Source organism: Mesorhizobium sp. AR10, from assembly GCF_024746795.1.
Classification (GTDB): Bacteria; Pseudomonadota; Alphaproteobacteria; order Rhizobiales; family Rhizobiaceae; genus Mesorhizobium.
Genome location: NZ_CP080524.1, coordinates 5,240,117 through 5,256,718 on the forward strand (window position 1 = coordinate 5,240,117; position 16,602 = coordinate 5,256,718).

The window sequence follows — 16,602 nt, forward strand, 5'->3', positions numbered from 1 at the left end:
ACGTGATTACCTTATGTTGACGCCGTCGCGGATGCGTTCCATCTCGTCCAGCAGCATGTCGAGGCCGAGATCGAATGTCTTGTCGAATTCGGCGGTGCCGAAATAACGTCCTGCTGCCAAGACCTTGGGAAAATCCTGCGCCAGTTGCTCGTCGCTAACGGTGGTGACCGCCGACGGACCCTTGGCATAGCCGGCGGTCTCGTCGAGGATCGCGCCACTCAGATAATAGCCTGTGGTGCGGAACAGGCGCGCGCTCATCTCGGGGCCGAAGCCGCCGGCTTCGAACAGGCCGATGACGCTGTTCAGCCAAGCAAGGCAGGTCGGCGAGTTCATCCGGTAGGTGACGAGGAATGGCGCGAAGGCGGGGTGCTCGCGGCCGATGCGGCGAAAATCCTGCATGACGATGCGTGCGCGCTGGCGCCATGGCAGATCGGCGTCGGGTATTTTGAGCGAACCGACCAGCCGGTCGACCAGCGCCTCGTGCAGATGCGCCACCGAGGGAAAGTGGTGGTAGATGCTCATCGCCTCGCAGCCGAGTGCTGATGCCAGCTTGCGCGTCGAGAAGCCAGCGAGGCCCTCGCTCTCGATCACCTCGAAAGCTGCATCCTCGATCATCTCGCGGGACAGCCGGCCGCGCGTTTTGCTTTTTTTGATGGATGAGTCCATGAGCCGCTTGACAACTTACACTGTAAGGTTCATTTTCCGCATTACCTTACATCGTAAGGCTAACAAAGACCAGAGGAGAATGTCATGTCTGCTTACCGCATTCTTTCATCCGTGCCGTCTTCCATCCGCCGTGCGACCCTGCTCGCCGCTGCCGCCTGCGCGCTGGCGCTGCCGGCGCCTGCCCATGCCGACGAGTATGACGCAACCATCAAGGACATCCAGTCGACCATGGGTGGCGTGCCTAGCTTCGTGAAGCAGTTTCCGAAAGCCGGTCTGCCCGGTGCCTGGGCCGAGGTCAAGGCCATCCAACTCAGCGACAAGACGGCGCTCCCGCCGAAGGTCAAGGCGCTGATCTCGCTGGCGGTGGCCGCACAGATCCCGTGCACCTATTGTATCTGGTCGGACACACAGGACGCCAAGCGCGCCGGCGCCAGCGACGAGGAGATCCAGGAGGCGGTGGCAATGGCGGCGCTGACCCGCCACTGGAGCACCATCTTCAACGGCATGCAGGTCGATTTCGACACATTCAAGAAGGAGATGGGCGGGGAGTAACCCTTTGGAGACAGGGCGGCGATGGTCCGGAGAAGCGGGCCATCGCCTACCCTGACCAAGGGCGCTCGTCAGACGATCTCGGCACCAAACGTCGCGGCAGCCTCATCCGCAGCACCAGCCTTGTGCGATTTGTTCTGGCTCCGGCTGATCACGGCTATGCCGGCAAACGCCGCAACTCCAAACAATCCGACCAGGACATTGAGCCACAGCGCCGGAAAGACGCCGACGCCGGCCATCATGAAGGTAAGACCGAACGGTGCGAAGGCGGAACAGAACTGACGCGCCGCCGTGATCCAGCCGACATAGGCACCGTAACGCGCGTGGCCGAACAATTCGAGCGGCAGCGTGCCGCTGACGATGCTCATCAGACCCGAGCCGAGACCAAACAGCAGGGCGAACAGGATGGCGCCGGAGACCGAAGGTGCTGTGACAAGCAGCACCGCAAGACCGCCAGCCAATGCGGTGGTCGCGCCGAACGCTAGCCATGTCTGAGACAGGCCATGGCCGAACAGCATGTTGACTAGGCGGCTTGCCACCTGCGAGGGGCCAAACAGGCTTGCAACGAGGACACCTACCGCGCCAAGCCCGACCGCTGTCAGCAGCGGGACCATCTGGACAAGGATGGCGGACAGCATGAATCCCTCGATCGCAAAGCCTGCCAGCATGAGAACGAAGATCGGTGACCAGCCATGGCGCGGCCGAGACACCGAGACGCCGACAGTGGCAGGGACGATCCTGTCCTCCTTGCCGATGCTGCGGGAAAACCGTGCGAGCCACCAGTGGATCGGCAAGCAGATGCCGAGATTGAGCGCGGCGAAGATGGCAAGAACCTCGCGCCAGCCGAGATGGTCGTGCAGCACCGTCGTCAGTGGCCAGAACAGTGTCGAGGCAAATCCGGCGATCAAGGTGAGATGGGTGATGCTGCGACCGCGCCCCCCCAGTTGCACGATGGCGACGAACGCCGTGCTGTAGAGCACGAAGCACGAGGCCAGTTCCATCGCCAGGACCCCGACGGCGAAGCCGATGCGTCCGGGCGCCAGCGCGCACAGCAGCAGCGCGGCCGTCGCTGCCAGGGATCCCGGCACCATAAGGCGCGCGGCGCCAAATCTGTCCGCCAGGCTCCCGGCGATCGGCGCCAGAACGGCACTTGCCAGCAGCGATGCCGAAAGCACGGCGAACACCCATTTCTGCGACCAGGCCAATTCCGTGGCCACCGCGGGCGCAAGGATGCCGTAGCTGTAATAGAGCGTGCCGTAGCCGACGATCTGGGTGATGCCAAGCGCCCAGATGGCAGAGGCGGGAACCTTGCGGTCACTCACTCGGCAGCTTCCATCTGGCTCGATTTCGCCACGCCGCAGCCGCAACCGCTCTTGCCGACCGCTTTTGCCTCGACGTCGGCGACACAGCAGCCATCTGCTTGCGCCGGCGCCGGGCCACCACAACAGCCTTGGGAAGCCGGTGCGATGGCACGCACCGGCACCGTGCAGACCCCGGTTTCAGGCAGCACCAGTTGCACCGCATCGGCGGACACGATGTCGCCTGCGATTGCCGCCGCCACCGAACGGACCTGCTCATAGCCGGTCAGCAGCAGAAACGTCGGCGCCCTGCCATAGCTCTTGATGCCGACCGTGTAGAAACCAGGCTCGGGATGGCTGAGCTCGCGGTGACCATGCGGCGGCACGTCGCCACAGGAATGCTCGTTGGGATCGATCAGCGGCCCCAGCGCCTTGACGCTTTCAAGCCACGGATCGAGGTCGAGCCGTAGCTCCCTGGTCAGCGACAGGTCGGGCCGCTGCCCGGTTGCGGCGATAATGCGGTCGACGGGACCGACCTGCCTCAAGCCTTCTTTCGTCTCGCCTTCGACGATCAGGCGGCCATCAGCCATGCGGATGGCGACAGCGGCAAAGCCGGTGACCAGCGTGGCGCGGCCGCTTTCGGCGAGGTCGCGCACGTCGGCGCCGAGCTCGCCACGCGCCGGCAGTTGGTCGGCATCGCCGCCGCCATAGATGCGCACGAGATCGGTGCCGCGCGTTACCCAGGTGAAGGCGGTACCGGGCTCGACATCCGCCAGCCTGGCGAGGTCGAGCAAGGCATTGGCGGCCGAGTGGCCAGAACCGGCAACCAACGTCGTGCGGCCCGCATAGACGGCGCGATCACGGTCGAGGATGTCGGGGATGCCATAGGCGATACGATCGGTAAACTCGGATTCGCCTTCGGCGGCGATACCGCCTGCGCCGAGCGGATTTGGCATCTGCCAGGTGCCCGAGGCATCGACGACGGCGCGGGCGCTGTCGCGTCTTTTGCCATTGGCGGTCTCGACCACCAGCATGAAGGGCCGCGTCTCACGCCCCTTGCTCCGCACCTTGTCGGCACCCCAGCGCGAGATGCCGACGACGCGGGCACCGGTTTCAATCGACGGCGCGAGCTGCGGGAGGGCCGCAAGCGGCTCGAGATAGCGCGCGACAAGCTCATCGGCAGTCGGAAACACTTCGGCCTCCGGCATGCGCCAGCCATGGGCCTCGAGCAACTCTCTCGCCGTCTGGTCGACACAATAGCGCCAGGGCGTGAACACCCTGACATGACCCCAATCCCTGAGGTTGAACGCAACGCCGCTGCCTGCCTCATACAGCTTCACTGGCAGCCCCCGAGCCAGCAAATGGACGGCTGCCGCCAGACCAACTGGACCGGCGCCAATGACCGCAACAGGGAGATCGTCTTGCATGGCCGTAGATTCCATCCTTCCGGTATTATCAAAATAACAGGCAAAAAATTATGCCGCCGCTTCTCCGGTGGCGGGATTGCAGGCGGCGTCGGCACAGCATTCGTCGGCAAGGAAGCCGATCAGATCCTGCATGATGGGGTAGTTGGCACGGCAGATCAGCGTCGTCGCCTGCCGCTCCTGGCTGACCAGCCCGGTCAGGATGAGCCGATGCAGATGATGCGACAGCGTGGAGGCGGCAATGCCGAGACTTTCCTGCAGAGTGCCGACCGGCCTGCCTGCCTCGCCTGCCCTGACCAGGATGCGATAGAGGTTAAGCCGCGTCGGGTTGCCGAGCGCTTCGAGCTGTTTGGCTGCTTGTTCGAGTTTCATGGAAATAGAATACGCCGCCGATCGGCGCCGTCAAGTCCTATTTCGATAAATATCGAAATAAGACTCCGACTCAGACGACCCGATTGCCCTCGACATCGATGACGACCTCGCCGTCTTCCTTGGTGAAGGGGCCGATATCGGGATTTGGAAGGATGTCGAGAACCGCTTCCGAGGGCCGCGCCAGAACGACGCCGAGTGGCGTCACCACGATCGGCCGATTGATCAGGATCGGATGCGCCAGCATGAAATCGAGGATCTCGTCGTCACTCCATTTGGGATCGCCAAGGTTGAGCTCGGCGTAAGGCGTGCCCTTCTCGCGCAGCAAGTCGCGCGGCGTCATTGCCATTGCCGCGATCAGTTCGATGAGCTTTTCGCGCGACGGCGGGTTCTTCAAATACTCGATCACCTCCGGCTCTTCGCCGGACTGGCGGATGATGGCCAGCGTGTTGCGCGAGGTGCCGCAAGCCGGGTTGTGATAGATGGTGATGGTCATTGCGCAGCTTTCATTTCTGGCACGGGTTTGGGTTCGGAAAGCAGCCAGCCGGCCAGCGCCATGGCCAGCAGTGCTCCGATGAGTTCGGCGACGATGAAGGCCGGAACATCGAGCGGCCGGATCCCGGCGAAGGTGTTGGAGAAGGCGCGCGCGATGGCGACCGCAGGATTGGCAAACGAGGTCGAGGCGGTGAACCAGTAAGCTGATGTGATGTAGAGCCCGACCAGCCAGGGGATGGCGTCACTGCGAAAACGCAGGCCGGCCAGGATGGTGAACACCAGACCGAAGGCGGCCACCAGCTCGGCGATCCATTGCCCGTTTCCGGTTCGCACGGTTTGGGATATCTGCAGAATCGGCAGGTCGAACATGGCGTGCGCCAGGAAAGTGCCTGCGATGCCACCGGCGATTTGAGCGGCGACATAGGCAAGTGCTGTCCTTGTCTCGATTTCCCGCCGCAGAGCAAACACCAGCGTCACCGCCGGATTGAAGTGCGCGCCGGAGATCGGGCCGAGGATGGTGATCAGCACCACCAGGATCGCCCCTGTCGGAATTGTATTGCCGAGCAGGGCCAGCGCCACATCGTCGGTCAGCCGGTCGGCCATGATGCCCGATCCGACAACCGTAGCGACCAGGATCGCGGTGCCAAGCGCTTCGGCGACGAGGCGGCGGGACAAGTCAACAATCATGCTGCTAGCCGGCCTTGGGAAGATTGCGGCCGATTTCGTCCAGCCGCTTCTGCAAGGCGAGGTTGTCGAGCGTGTTCATCGGCAGGCTGGTGAAGATCGAGATCCGGTTGTTGAGCATGCGGTAGGCATCGGCGAACGCCAGGTGCTTCTCCGCGTCGGTGCCCTCGACGGCAGCTGGGTCGGGCACGCCCCAATGCGCCGTCATCGGCTGGCCTGGCCAGATCGGGCAGGCTTCGTTGGCCGCGTTGTCGCAGACCGTGAAAACGAAATTCATCTCCGGCGCGCCGGACACAGCAAACTCTTGCCAGTCCTTCGACCGGGCGAAGGACGTGTCGTGATTGAGGGTCTTCAGCAGTTGGAGCGCGAAAGGATGAACCTCTCCTTTCGGGTGCGATCCGGCCGAAAAAGCCTTGAACCTGCCGGCGCCGACACGGTTCAGGATCGCCTCGGCGAGGATCGACCGTGCCGAGTTACCAGTGCAGAGAAACAAGACATTGTAGATCTGATCGCTCATGGCTTCCTCCTATCTTATTGTTTGACCATGATCTTTTCCGAAAACCGGGTTCCACTTTTGCTTCGCTGACCTGCGGTTCGGGATGATGGTCTAGCATTTGCAGGTCACCGCCTGGATGACCGGCTGGCAAAGCTCGGGCGCGCCGTTGCAGCAATCCTCCATGAGGTAGGCTAGCAAATCGCGAAAACCGGTCATGTCGGCGACATAGCGGATGATGCGCCCCTCACGCTCGGCACGGACCAACCCGGCACGGTCGAGGATTTTCAGATGCGCCGACATGGTGTTCTGGACGATGTCGAGCCGCGCGGCGATCTCGCCAGCCGGCAACCCACCTGGCCCGGTGCGCACCAGCAGCCGGAAAACCTCCAGCCTGGTGTCCTGGCCAAGCGCTGCAAGCGCGAGAAGGGCTGTCGTCTTGTCCATGTATCCATAAATCTGGAATTAAGGATGTTTAGCGCCATAACATGACAGTTGGATGACGGGCAAACTGAAGTTGGGCGTCCCTGCCCTAAGCCTTGCGCTCCCAGCGGCGGTCCGATGTCTGCTGCCAGTAGGTCACCGCGTGGCCGGCATCCTTCATCGTCTTCCAGTGCGTGCGCGCCGCTTCGACCTGGGCCGCATCATGGCCGTCGAACAGGAACACGGCGCGTTCATAGCCGCCGAGCTCCGGCGGCATCGCGCCATCGACGAGGAAACGGATCTTTGCCTCGTTGGGATTCTCCTGGCCGGTGGTCAGCAGGATCGGCTGCTCGGCCAGATGGGCTTCGCGATCGGTCGCATGGGCCAGGAACGAATCGTCCCTGAATGTCCACAGATGCTGGTCGAGCGCGTCGCGCCGCTCCTCGGTGCCGGTCTGCACCACGGCGCGCCAGCCGCGATCGACGCTGCGCTCGAGCAGACCGGGCAGCGCATCCTCCAGCGTCGATTCGGTCAGGTGGTAGAACAGGACATCGGCCATGGCTGTGCCTCGGGATCAATTCCAGGAAAAGTGTGTAACGGTTTTCCGTCAGGAATTGCGTAAAAACAAAGATTTAAGGCTTCATCCCTCGTAGTTGTCGCGCACCAGCCGGTCGAGCAGCCGGACGCCGAAGCCGGAACCCCATGACTGGTTGATCTCGCTCGGCGGCGAACCCATCGCGGTGCCGGCAATGTCGAGATGCGCCCACGGCGTCTCCTTGACGAAGCGCTGCAGGAACTGCGCGGCGATGATGGCGCCGCCATAGCGGCCGCCGATGTTCTTCATGTCGGCATTCTTGGAATCGATCAGCTTGTCGTATTCGGCGCCGAGCGGCAGGCGCCACAGCCGTTCCTGCGTCGCCTGCCCGGCTGCCGTCAACCGGTCCGACAATTCGTCATTGTTGGAAAACAGGCCGGCATAATGCTGGCCGAGCGCGACCATGACGGCGCCGGTCAGCGTCGCAAGGTTGACCATGAATTTTGGCTGGAAGCGGTCGTTGCAGTACCACAGCGCATCGGCCAGAACGAGGCGGCCCTCGGCGTCGGTGTTGAGCACCTCGATGGTCTGGCCCGACATCGAGGTGACGATGTCGCCAGGGCGCTGCGCATTGCCGTCGACAGCGTTTTCCACCAGCCCGATGACGCCAACGACATTGGCCTTGGCCTTGCGCGCGGCAAGCGCGTGGATCAGCCCGGTGACGGCGGCGGCACCGCCCATGTCGCCCTTCATGTCCTCCATGCCGGAAGCCGGCTTCATCGAATTGCCGCCAGTATCGAAGGTGACGCCCTTGCCGACGAAGGCGACCGGGCTGTCCTTGGCCTTGCCACCGTTCCACTGCATGACGGCCATGCGGGCGCCGCGCGGCGAGCCTTGCGCGACACCGAGCAGCGAGCCCATGCCGAGCTTCTTCATTTCCTTCTCGGTGAGGATCTCGACCTTGACGCCGAGCGCCTCCAACTCCTTGGCGCGCGCGGCGAATTCCACCGGTCCCAGTGCGTTGGCCGGTTCGTTGACCAGGTCGCGCGCCAGCAGCACGCCGTCGATGATCGCCACCTCATCGGCAAAGGCTTTCTTCGCCGCCGCCGGATCGGCGGTGTGGATGGTCACCTTGACCGGCTTCTTCGGCTCGGCCGCCTTGCCATTCTGGCCGTCGTCCCTGTCCTTCTTCGTCTTGTACTTGTCGAAGGCGTAGCTGCGCAAAAGGATGCCCGCGGCGACGCTCGCCGCTTGCTTGCCGCCAATGGCAGCGCCCGGCACATCGAGCACGACCGCCACTTCGGTCGCCTTGCGCAGCGACGCGGCAATGGTGCCGCCAAGCTTCAGCCAGGCATAGTCATCGAGGCCGGAGACCTTGCCGGCGCCGATCGCCAGCAGCCGGTCGAGCGGTGTCCCTTCCGGCGCCAGCACTTCGACCAGGCTGGCGAACTTGCCGGTGAAGTCGGCTACCGGGAACGCCCGGTCGAGCGTCTTGGCCGGATCGCAGGCCTTTGCCGGTTCGCCGAGACCGCCATCGTCGGCCGCCAGAACGAAGACGCTGCCCTTTTTGGGTGCGGCGAATTTGGCGAAGGCGATGGAGGGTCTCGAATTCATCAGGTCCTGCTTTCGGGGAATGGCCAAGCTTTGCGGGGAAGTGTGCGCGACATTTGGTCGTTTTCCTGCATTTGGCAAGACTTTGCCGAAATCGCATCCCATATGCCACACGGAATCGATGGCGATTCGTCGCGGCCCGGCCCCGCTTTTTGCCGCAACCTGTTGTTAACCATCCATGTTCTCCCTTTCTTATTCATTGCCGCCGACACTCCGGCCCGCGGGACGGGCGATGTGGGACGGGAACCGGATCGACCGCCGGATGAAAGCGCTTGGTAGAACCGCCCGATGGAGCCAGTTGTGCGGGCCTCGCCGGACGGATAGTTTGTGCGCAGGCATGATGCCGTTCGGCAAAATCGAGAAAAGCCTTAAATGAAGGTCGTTGAACGCTACATCATGCGTCGCGCTTTGGCGGTGTTCCTGGCTGCGCTGATCTGGACGCTGGCTATCGTGTGGACGACGCAGGTGCTCGCCCGCATCGATCTCGTCACCGACAGCGGCCAGTCGGCGCTGACCTTCTTCGAGGTCGCGGCGCTGATCATCCCGTCGATCGTCCCGATCGTGGTGCCGTTCGCGCTGGTGGTGGCGGTGGCCCAGACGCTCAGCGTCATGAATAGCGATTCGGAACTGGCGGTGATCAATGCCGCCGGCGCTTCGCGCTGGGCAGTGGTCAGGCCGATCCTGCTGCTGGCGCTGGGGGCGGCCGTCTTTTCCTTCGCCGTCGACAATGGCATCGACCCCTATGCGCGGCAGAAGAACCGCCAGTTGGTGGCGTCGTCGCGCGCCGATCTGTTGTCGCTGATCATCCAGGAAGGGACTTTCCGCAAGATCGACGAAGGCCTGTTCCTGCAGGTCGGCGAACGGCTTCCCGACAACCGGCTCGGCGGCATCTTCGTCGCCGATTCGCGCGAGGAAGGCGCAAACCTCATCTATTACGCCAAGACCGGCAGCGTCGTCGAACGTGGCGACGAGAAGGTGCTGATGATGAAAGACGGCGTCATCCACCGCAAGTCGCTGACCGGCGACCTCTCGGTCATCCGCTTCACCTCCTACGCCTTCGACCTCTCCGCTTTCATGTCGGCCTCGTCGGGCGTCCTGCTTTTGCCGAAGGACCGAACGACCCAGTACCTGCTCAATCCGGACGCCAATGACAAGATGTTCCAGCGCAAGCCCGGCAGCTACAAGGCCGAGCTCGATCAGCGCTTTTCCGAATGGTCCTATTCGCTGGTGTTCGCGCTGATCGCGCTGGCGGTGGCCGGCGACGCCCGCTCGCACCGCGAGGCGCGCATCCACCCGCTGATCACCGCCATCGTCATTGCGCTGTTCGTACGCTGGCTTGGTTTCTTCGCCGCGGGGAAGGCCGACAAGATCCCGCAATATGCCTATATGGTCTACGGCGTGCCGATCGTGGCCTCTGTGGTCGCCACCTGGTTCATCGTCTCCAACCGGACCATGGAGCTGCCGGTCGCCTGGGCCGACTGGATGACCAACTTTGCCGGCCGCGTCAGCGATGGCTGGACAGCTCTCAAGCTGCGCTTGGCCAGGCGCGGCGCTTCCGGACAGGGAATCGGCTGATGGGCTGGACACGCTGATGGGCTGGACTCTGGGCCGCTACTTCTTCTTTCGCTATGTGTCGATCACGGCGTGGTTCTTCGTTGGCCTGCTGGCGCTGGTGTTCCTGATCGATTTCACCGAGCTTTCCGGCCGCATCACCGGCCTGCCAGGTTTCACCTACGGCACCGCATTCGCCATTTCGGCGCTGAGGATGCCGATGATCATGCTGCAGACGGTGCCGTTCGTCGGCCTGTTCTCGGCGATGGCGACGCTGGTGTCGCTCAACCGCAAGTACGAGCTGGTCATCGCGCGCTCGGCCGGCGTTTCGGCGTGGCAGTTCCTGTTGCCGTGCTGCATCGGGGCGCTGCTGTTCGGAGCGCTGTCGGTCGGCGTGCTCAATCCGGTCGCCGCGCACGCATTCTCCTGGTCCGAACAGATCGAAACCCAGCTGCGTTCCGGCAACTCGAACACCGTTGGCGCCGACACCACGCCATGGATCCGGCAGAAAACCAGTTCCGGCGATACCATCATCGGCGCCCGCGCCATCCTCAACCAGGGCCTGGAGATGTCCGACGCGGTCTTCTTCGTCATCTCTCCGCAAGGCGACATCGTCGAACGCAAGGACGCGGCGAGGGCTTTTCTGCGCGACGGCTATTGGGAGCTGCAGGACGTCAAGGTCTTCAAGGACGGCAACATCCGCTCGCTGGCCTCCGACCGGGTGGAGACCAATCTCAAGCCGGAGTTCGTGCAGGAGCGCCTGGCGCGTCCGGAAACCATCCCCTTCTACGACCTTCCAGGCAAGATCGAGGTTGCCCGTTCCTTCGGCCTCAAGGCAAATGCCTTCGCCATGCAGTTTGATTCGCTGGTGGCGTTGCCGTTCCTGCTCGTCGCCATGACGCTGATTGCGGCAACAGTATCAATGCGATTTGCGAGAATGGGGCAGTCCGCGACGATGATTCTGGGTGGCGTCCTGGCCGGCTTTCTGCTTTATGTCGTTTCGGTGCTGGTCAAGGCATTCGGCGTGGCGGGATTCGTGCCCACCGCCGTGGCTGCATGGGTTCCGGTTGTCGTGGCTATGTTCTTCGGGGTGACATTCCTGCTATACAAGGAAGACGGCTAGTGAGGGGGGCGGTTTTGCGCAGCCATAGGCAGGCCGGTTTGGCGCGCCTCTATGGGGCGAGCGCCTTGGCATGCCTGCTCGCCTGCGCTGTCCCGACGGCCCCTGCGCTGGCGCAGGACATCACCGACATGGCGACGAATGTTCCGTCCGGCACCCAGATGCTGCTGGCCGCGGACACGCTGGTCTACAACAACGACAACCAGACGGTCACCGCAGTCGGCGGCGTCCAGATCGACTATGGCGGCAATCGCCTCGTCGCCCAGCGGGTCGAGTACGACCGCAACACCAAGCGCCTCGTCGCCAGCGGCAACGTCGAAGTCGTCAACAGCGACGGCACCAAGATCTATTCGCAGCATATCGACATCACCGACGATTTCGCCGATGGCTTCGTCAACGCGCTGCGCGTCGAAACCCCCGAAAAGGCCTATTTCGCCGCCGAAAGTGCGGAACGCATGGGCGGCGTGCTGACGACATTCCATAACGGCGTCTACACGGCCTGCGAACCGTGCGAGGACAAGCCGGACAAGGCGCCGACATGGCGCGTCAAGGCGCGCAAGATCATCTGGAACGGCGAGAAGAAGACGGTCCGCTTCGAGAACGCGAATTTCGAGTTCTTCGGCTTTCCGCTTGCCTATCTGCCGGCCTTCGAGATCGCCGACCCCACGGTCAAGCGCAAGAGCGGCTTCCTGATCCCCAGCATCTCCTACAACACCGATCTCGGCTTCGGCGTCAAAGTCCCCTATTATTTCGCCTTGTCGCCGACCTACGACCTTACCGTCGCCGGCAGCGGCTATACCAAGCAGGGTTTCCTCGGCGAGGCCGAGTGGCGCCAGCGCTTCAACAACGGCCAGTACAATTTGAAGATCGCAGGGATCCGGCAAGAGGCCCCCGACGCCTTCGTCGATGAGAGCGGGTACAACGTCAATTCCGGTGCTGCGGGCGATCCGAACAAGTTCCGCGGCATGATGGGCACCAAGGGCCAGTTCGCCATCAATCCGCGTTGGGACTTCGGCTGGGACATCCTGCTGCAGACCGACAAGAACTTCTCGCGCACCTACACCATCGACGGCTTCAACGACGCCGTGCATCAGTCCACGATCTACCTGACCGGCCTCGACGGCCGCAATTATTTCGACGTGCGCGCCATGCGTTTCACGGTGCAAGAAAATACGCTCTCCAGCGATTCAACGGCGCGCGCCTCCCAGCAGCCCTGGGTGCTTCCCTCGCTCGACTACGCCTATATTCCCGACATGGCGGTGGCCGGCGGGCAGTTGTCGTTCAACGTCAACGCACGGGTCATCAGCCGCGACAGGATCGACACGGGCCTGGCGGATTCGGCCGACGCCACGTCCATCAACAATGTGCGCGGCATCGAGGGCCAATCCAGCCGCCTCACCGCAGAAGCCGAATGGAAGCGCACCTTCACCACCAGTGGCGGACTGCAGCTGACGCCGCTGCTGGCGCTGCGCGGCGACGCCGGCTATGTCAATGCAAACTCGGCCTCGCTCGCCGCCATCGAACAGATGGCAACGAATCTCGGCGTCGACGAAGACATGCACACCTCGCTGGCGCGCTACATGGCGACCGCCGGGCTCGAAATGCGCTGGCCTGTGCTGTTCTCGATGCCCGGCTCCAGCCACATCATCGAGCCAACGGCGCAGGTGTTCGTGCGTCCGAACGAGCAGTATGTCGGCGGCCTCGCCGTTCCCAATGAGGACGCGCAGAGCTTCGTCTTCGACGCCACGTCGCTGTTCGAGCGCGACAAGTTCTCCGGCTACGACCGCATGGAAGGCGGTAGCCGCGCCAATGTCGGGTTCCGCTATTCCGGCGCCTACGACAATGGCTGGAGCACCAACGCGCTGTTTGGCCAATCCTATCAGCTTGGCGGCCAGAACTCCTTCGCCGCACCGGACCTGGTCAATGTCGGTGCCTATTCGGGCCTGGAAACCTCGACCTCCGACTATGTCGGCCTCGTCGGCTTCAACAGCCCCAGCGGCTTCTCCGGCTCGCTCAGCGGCCGTTTCGACGAGCAGAGCTTCGAGATCCGCCGCGCCGAAGTGAAGGCTGCCTATTCCGGCCTGCCGGTGTCGCTCAGCGCCAAATATGCCTTCATCCAGGCGCAGCCGCTCTATGGCTTCGACACCGACCGCCACGAGGTCACGCTCGGCGCCTCGACGCACCTTGCCGAAAACTGGCGTGTCTTCGGCACCGGCACCTATGATTTGCAGCAAAGCGTCCTGGTCAAGGACGGGGTTGGCTTTGCCTACAATGATTCATGCTTCACCTATTTGATGACGTTCTCGGAATCCCGCGACCTGACCACCAAGGAAGTGTCGCAGAATATCGGCTTCAACCTGTCGTTCCGCACGCTCGGCGATTTCGGCTCGTCACAAAGCGCCATCGACACCATCCAGTAGCAGACGGCCGGTTGACGACATCGTTTTGCCGCATAAAGCGGGCACGGAGTTCGGGAACCTGAAGCCGGCATGGAACTGGGCCGGAACCGCGATACAATTGGGATGCTTTCGATGAGGAAATACCTCTTTTCGGCAGGGTTGGCGCTGCTGGTGGCGGCGACTTCGGTCTCGATCACAATCGTGACGGCGCCGGCATTCGCCAGCGAGATCAAGTACGTCGTCAACAACGTACCGATCACCTCCGGCGACATCGCGCATCGCGCCGCCTTCCTGCGCCTGCAGCGCAAGAAGGGCGACGCCGCGCAGGAAATGGTCGACCAGACGCTGCGCGTGGCCGAGGCCAAGCGCCTCGGCATCCGCATCAGCGACGCCCAGGTCAACGTCGCTTATCAGCGCTTTGCCACGAACAACAAGATGCAGCTCAAGCAGCTCGACGGCGTCATGGCGAAGTCCGGCGTCGGCAAGGAGCATTTCAAGGAATTCATCCGCGCCCAGATGGCCTGGAACCAGGCGCTGACCGCGCGTTCCCGCTCGGGCGATGGCGGCGGGGCGGTCAGTGAACAGGACCTCGTCAACAAGATGCTCGAAAAAGGTGGCGCAAAGCCGAGCGCCACTGAATATATGCTGCAGCAGGTCATCTTTGTGGTGCCGGCGGCAGAGCGCAGCGCAACGCTTGGCAAGCGCAAGCGCGAAGCCGACGCCATGCGCGTCCGTTTCAACGGCTGCAACACCACGCGCGAATTCGCCAAGGGCTTGGTCGACGTTACCGTTCGCGAACTTGGCCGAGTCCTGGCGCCGCAATTGCCGCCGGAATGGGCCGAGCAGATCAAGGCCACCAAGGTCGGCGGCGCCACCCCCACGCGCGAGACCGACCGCGGTGTCGAGTTCATCGGCATCTGTTCGTCGCGCGAGGTCTCCGACGACAAGGTCGCCCAGATGGTGTTCCAGAGCGAAGGCGGCGGCGACAAGAATGCCGACGAGCTCTCCGCCAAGTATGTCGAGGAGTTGCGGAAGAAAGCCCGCATCGTCCAACGCTGAAACCTAGCCGTGCGTGAGGCAGAGCTTCCGCTGGCGTTGAGCGTTGGCGACCCATCCGGCGTCGGGCCGGAGATCAGTATTGCCGCGTGGCAGGCCCGCGACAGCGCCGCAGTCCCACCGTTTTATCTTCTCGCCGATCCGGCGCTGATTGCCGCGCGGGCGCATCGGCTCGGCGCCAATGTGGCAATCGTGGAGACGACGCCCGCTGAGGCGACGCGGGTCTTTCACCGCGCCCTGCCCGTCGTGCCGCTGGCCGCCCGCTTCACGGACAGTCCCGGCCGGCCGGACGCGGTCAACGCCGCCGGCACCATCGAGGCCATCGACCGCGCCGTGGCCGACTGCCTTGGCGGCCGTGCCGCAGCCATCGTCACGTGCCCGATCGCCAAGAAACCGCTCTACGATGCCGGTTTCGGCTTTCCCGGCCACACCGAATATCTGGCGCATCTGGCGTCGCTCCACACCGGCATCGAGGTGATGCCGGTGATGCTGCTGGCGGGTCCCGAATTGCGCACGGTTCCGGTCACCATCCACATTGCGCTAGCCGCAGTGCCGAAGGCGCTGACCACAGAGTTGATCGTCGCGACCGGCCGCATCACCGCCACCGATCTTGCAAGTCGCTTCGGCATAGCAAGGCCGAGGCTGGCCATTGCCGGCCTCAATCCGCATGCCGGCGAAGGCGGCGCGATGGGCGCTGAGGACGAGCGCATCATCCGCCCGGCAATCGACATGTTGCGGGCGCAAGGCATCGACGCCTTCGGGCCGCTACCGGCCGACACGCTGTTCCACGCGCGGGCGCGGGCCGGCTACGACGTGGCGATCTGCATGTATCACGACCAGGCGCTGATCCCGGCCAAAGCGCTGGCCTTCGACGAGGCGGTCAACGTCACGCTTGGCCTGCCCTTCATCCGCACCTCGCCCGACCACGGCACTGCCTTCGACATTGCCGGCAAGGGCATAGCGCGCGCCGACAGCCTGATCGCGGCGCTGAGGCTCGCCCGACGGCTTGCCGACACTGGGACGAAGGCTGTGGCCGCATGAGCCCCAACCTTATGAGCCCAACCTTATGAGCATTGACGGGCTGCCGCCGCTGCGCGAGGTGATCGAGCGCCATGGGCTGCAGGCGAAGAAGGCGCTCGGCCAGAATTTCCTGCTCGACCTCAACCTGACCGGCAAGATCGCGCGTACCGCCGGCGACCTGACCAACTGCACGGTGATCGAGGTCGGCCCCGGCCCCGGCGGGCTGACCAGGGCGCTGCTGCTTGCCGACGCCCGACGCGTCGTCGCCATCGAGCGCGACGAGCGCTGCCTGGCGGCGCTGGCAGAGGTATCGGACCACTATCCGGGCCGGCTCGAGATCATCGCCGGCGATGCGCTGAAGACTGATTTCGCTGCCCTTGCCGAAGCGGCGTCAGGCGTTGATATGCCTGGAAGCAGGGGCCCGGTGAAGATCGTCGCCAACCTGCCCTACAATATCGGCACCGAGCTGCTGATCCGCTGGCTGACTGTCGCCGAGTGGCCGCCCTTCTATGCCTCGATGACGCTGATGTTCCAACGCGAGGTGGCCGAGCGCATCGTCGCCCCCCCGGGCAGCGACCCCTATGGCCGGCTCGGCGTGCTGGCCGGCTGGCGGACGGAGGCGAGGATCGCCTTCGACGTGCCGCCGCAAGCGTTCACGCCGCCGCCCAAAGTCACCTCCTCGGTGGTGCATCTGGTGCCGCGCGACAGGCCGCTGCCCACCGAGGTGAAGAAACTCGGCCGCGTCACCGAGGCCGCCTTCGGCCAGCGCCGCAAGATGCTGCGGCAGAGCGTGAAAAGCCTCGGCGGCGAGGCCCTGCTGACCCGCGCCGGCATCGATCCGACGCGGCGGGCGGAGACCTTGAGCGTCGAGGAATTCGTGCGGCTGACCAACGCGGTTTGATGCCTGCC

General features: G+C 63.7%; 17 protein-coding genes. 7 read left to right on the plus strand and 10 right to left on the minus strand.

The features are described 5' to 3' along the window. Positions 1 to 6 precede the first annotated feature (6 nt). A complete protein-coding gene (locus LHFGNBLO_RS29205; protein ID WP_258602727.1) occupies positions 7 to 666 on the minus strand; it encodes a TetR/AcrR family transcriptional regulator in 660 nt (219 codons plus the stop codon). An 84-nt stretch (positions 667 to 750) separates the two neighbouring features. Here LHFGNBLO_RS29205 and LHFGNBLO_RS29210 point away from each other — a divergent pair, with 84 nt between their 5' ends. Further along, positions 751 to 1,218 (plus strand): carboxymuconolactone decarboxylase family protein, encoded by a 468-nt coding sequence (locus LHFGNBLO_RS29210; protein ID WP_258602728.1) that lies wholly within the window; start codon positions 751 to 753, stop codon positions 1,216 to 1,218. Between the two features lie 68 nt (positions 1,219 to 1,286). On the opposite strand, the gene arsK is transcribed toward LHFGNBLO_RS29210, so the two are convergent. From arsK to LHFGNBLO_RS29255, 9 genes are all read right to left on the minus strand, one after another. After that, entirely contained in the window at positions 1,287 to 2,537 is a 1,251-nt protein-coding gene (arsK, locus tag LHFGNBLO_RS29215) for an arsenite efflux MFS transporter ArsK (protein WP_258602729.1), read from the minus strand. Continuing rightward, positions 2,534 to 3,940, minus strand: a complete 1,407-nt coding sequence (locus LHFGNBLO_RS29220; RefSeq protein WP_258602730.1) for an NAD(P)-binding protein — start codon at positions 3,938 to 3,940, stop codon at positions 2,534 to 2,536. The genes arsK and LHFGNBLO_RS29220 overlap by 4 nt, the downstream gene beginning before the upstream one ends. 48 nt (positions 3,941 to 3,988) lie before the next feature. Further along, entirely contained in the window at positions 3,989 to 4,309 is a 321-nt protein-coding gene (locus LHFGNBLO_RS29225; RefSeq protein WP_258602772.1) for an ArsR/SmtB family transcription factor, read from the minus strand. A gap of 70 nt (positions 4,310 to 4,379) precedes the next feature. Then, positions 4,380 to 4,802: an arsenate reductase (glutaredoxin) gene (gene arsC / locus LHFGNBLO_RS29230; protein WP_258602774.1), complete on the minus strand. Its 423-nt coding sequence runs from the start codon at positions 4,800 to 4,802 to the stop codon at positions 4,380 to 4,382. After that, positions 4,799 to 5,488, minus strand: a complete 690-nt coding sequence (locus tag LHFGNBLO_RS29235) for an aquaporin (RefSeq protein ID WP_258602776.1) — start codon at positions 5,486 to 5,488, stop codon at positions 4,799 to 4,801. The genes arsC and LHFGNBLO_RS29235 overlap by 4 nt, the downstream gene beginning before the upstream one ends. A gap of 4 nt (positions 5,489 to 5,492) precedes the next feature. After that, complete coding sequence (locus LHFGNBLO_RS29240; RefSeq protein WP_258602778.1) at positions 5,493 to 6,002, minus strand: arsenate reductase ArsC; 510 nt, start codon at positions 6,000 to 6,002, stop codon at positions 5,493 to 5,495. Between the two features lie 90 nt (positions 6,003 to 6,092). Further along, positions 6,093 to 6,425, minus strand: coding sequence for an ArsR/SmtB family transcription factor (locus tag LHFGNBLO_RS29245; RefSeq protein ID WP_258602780.1), 333 nt, complete (start codon positions 6,423 to 6,425; stop codon positions 6,093 to 6,095). An 85-nt stretch (positions 6,426 to 6,510) separates the two neighbouring features. Further along, positions 6,511 to 6,960 carry a DNA polymerase III subunit chi gene (locus LHFGNBLO_RS29250; RefSeq protein WP_258602782.1) on the minus strand — a complete coding sequence of 150 codons (450 nt, stop codon included), beginning with the start codon at positions 6,958 to 6,960 and terminating at the stop codon, positions 6,511 to 6,513. An 81-nt stretch (positions 6,961 to 7,041) separates the two neighbouring features. Beyond that, the gene (locus tag LHFGNBLO_RS29255; protein ID WP_258602784.1) at positions 7,042 to 8,550 is read right to left on the minus strand and encodes a leucyl aminopeptidase; all 1,509 of its coding nucleotides are present in this window, start codon (positions 8,548 to 8,550) and stop codon (positions 7,042 to 7,044) included. A 369-nt stretch (positions 8,551 to 8,919) separates the two neighbouring features. Here LHFGNBLO_RS29255 and lptF point away from each other — a divergent pair, with 369 nt between their 5' ends. The 6 genes from lptF (at position 8,920) to rsmA (ending at position 16,594) form a co-directional block, all read left to right on the plus strand. Next, a complete protein-coding gene (gene lptF, locus LHFGNBLO_RS29260; protein WP_258602785.1) occupies positions 8,920 to 10,122 on the plus strand; it encodes an LPS export ABC transporter permease LptF in 1,203 nt (400 codons plus the stop codon). A gap of 13 nt (positions 10,123 to 10,135) precedes the next feature. After that, positions 10,136 to 11,221: an LPS export ABC transporter permease LptG gene (gene lptG / locus LHFGNBLO_RS29265; RefSeq protein WP_258609950.1), complete on the plus strand. Its 1,086-nt coding sequence runs from the start codon at positions 10,136 to 10,138 to the stop codon at positions 11,219 to 11,221. Then, complete coding sequence (locus tag LHFGNBLO_RS29270; RefSeq protein WP_258602786.1) at positions 11,221 to 13,638, plus strand: LPS-assembly protein LptD; 2,418 nt, start codon at positions 11,221 to 11,223, stop codon at positions 13,636 to 13,638. Before lptG ends, LHFGNBLO_RS29270 begins: the two co-directional genes overlap by 1 nt. A 102-nt stretch (positions 13,639 to 13,740) precedes the next feature. Then, positions 13,741 to 14,676, plus strand: a complete 936-nt coding sequence (locus tag LHFGNBLO_RS29275; RefSeq protein WP_258602788.1) for a peptidylprolyl isomerase — start codon at positions 13,741 to 13,743, stop codon at positions 14,674 to 14,676. A gap of 9 nt (positions 14,677 to 14,685) precedes the next feature. Beyond that, a complete protein-coding gene (gene pdxA / locus LHFGNBLO_RS29280; protein ID WP_258602789.1) occupies positions 14,686 to 15,714 on the plus strand; it encodes a 4-hydroxythreonine-4-phosphate dehydrogenase PdxA in 1,029 nt (342 codons plus the stop codon). Positions 15,715 to 15,739: 25 nt separating this feature from the next. Next, on the plus strand, positions 15,740 to 16,594 hold the full coding sequence (gene rsmA / locus LHFGNBLO_RS29285; RefSeq protein ID WP_258602790.1) for a 16S rRNA (adenine(1518)-N(6)/adenine(1519)-N(6))-dimethyltransferase RsmA: 855 nt from the start codon (positions 15,740 to 15,742) through the stop codon (positions 16,592 to 16,594). The last annotated feature ends 8 nt before the right edge of the window (positions 16,595 to 16,602 follow it).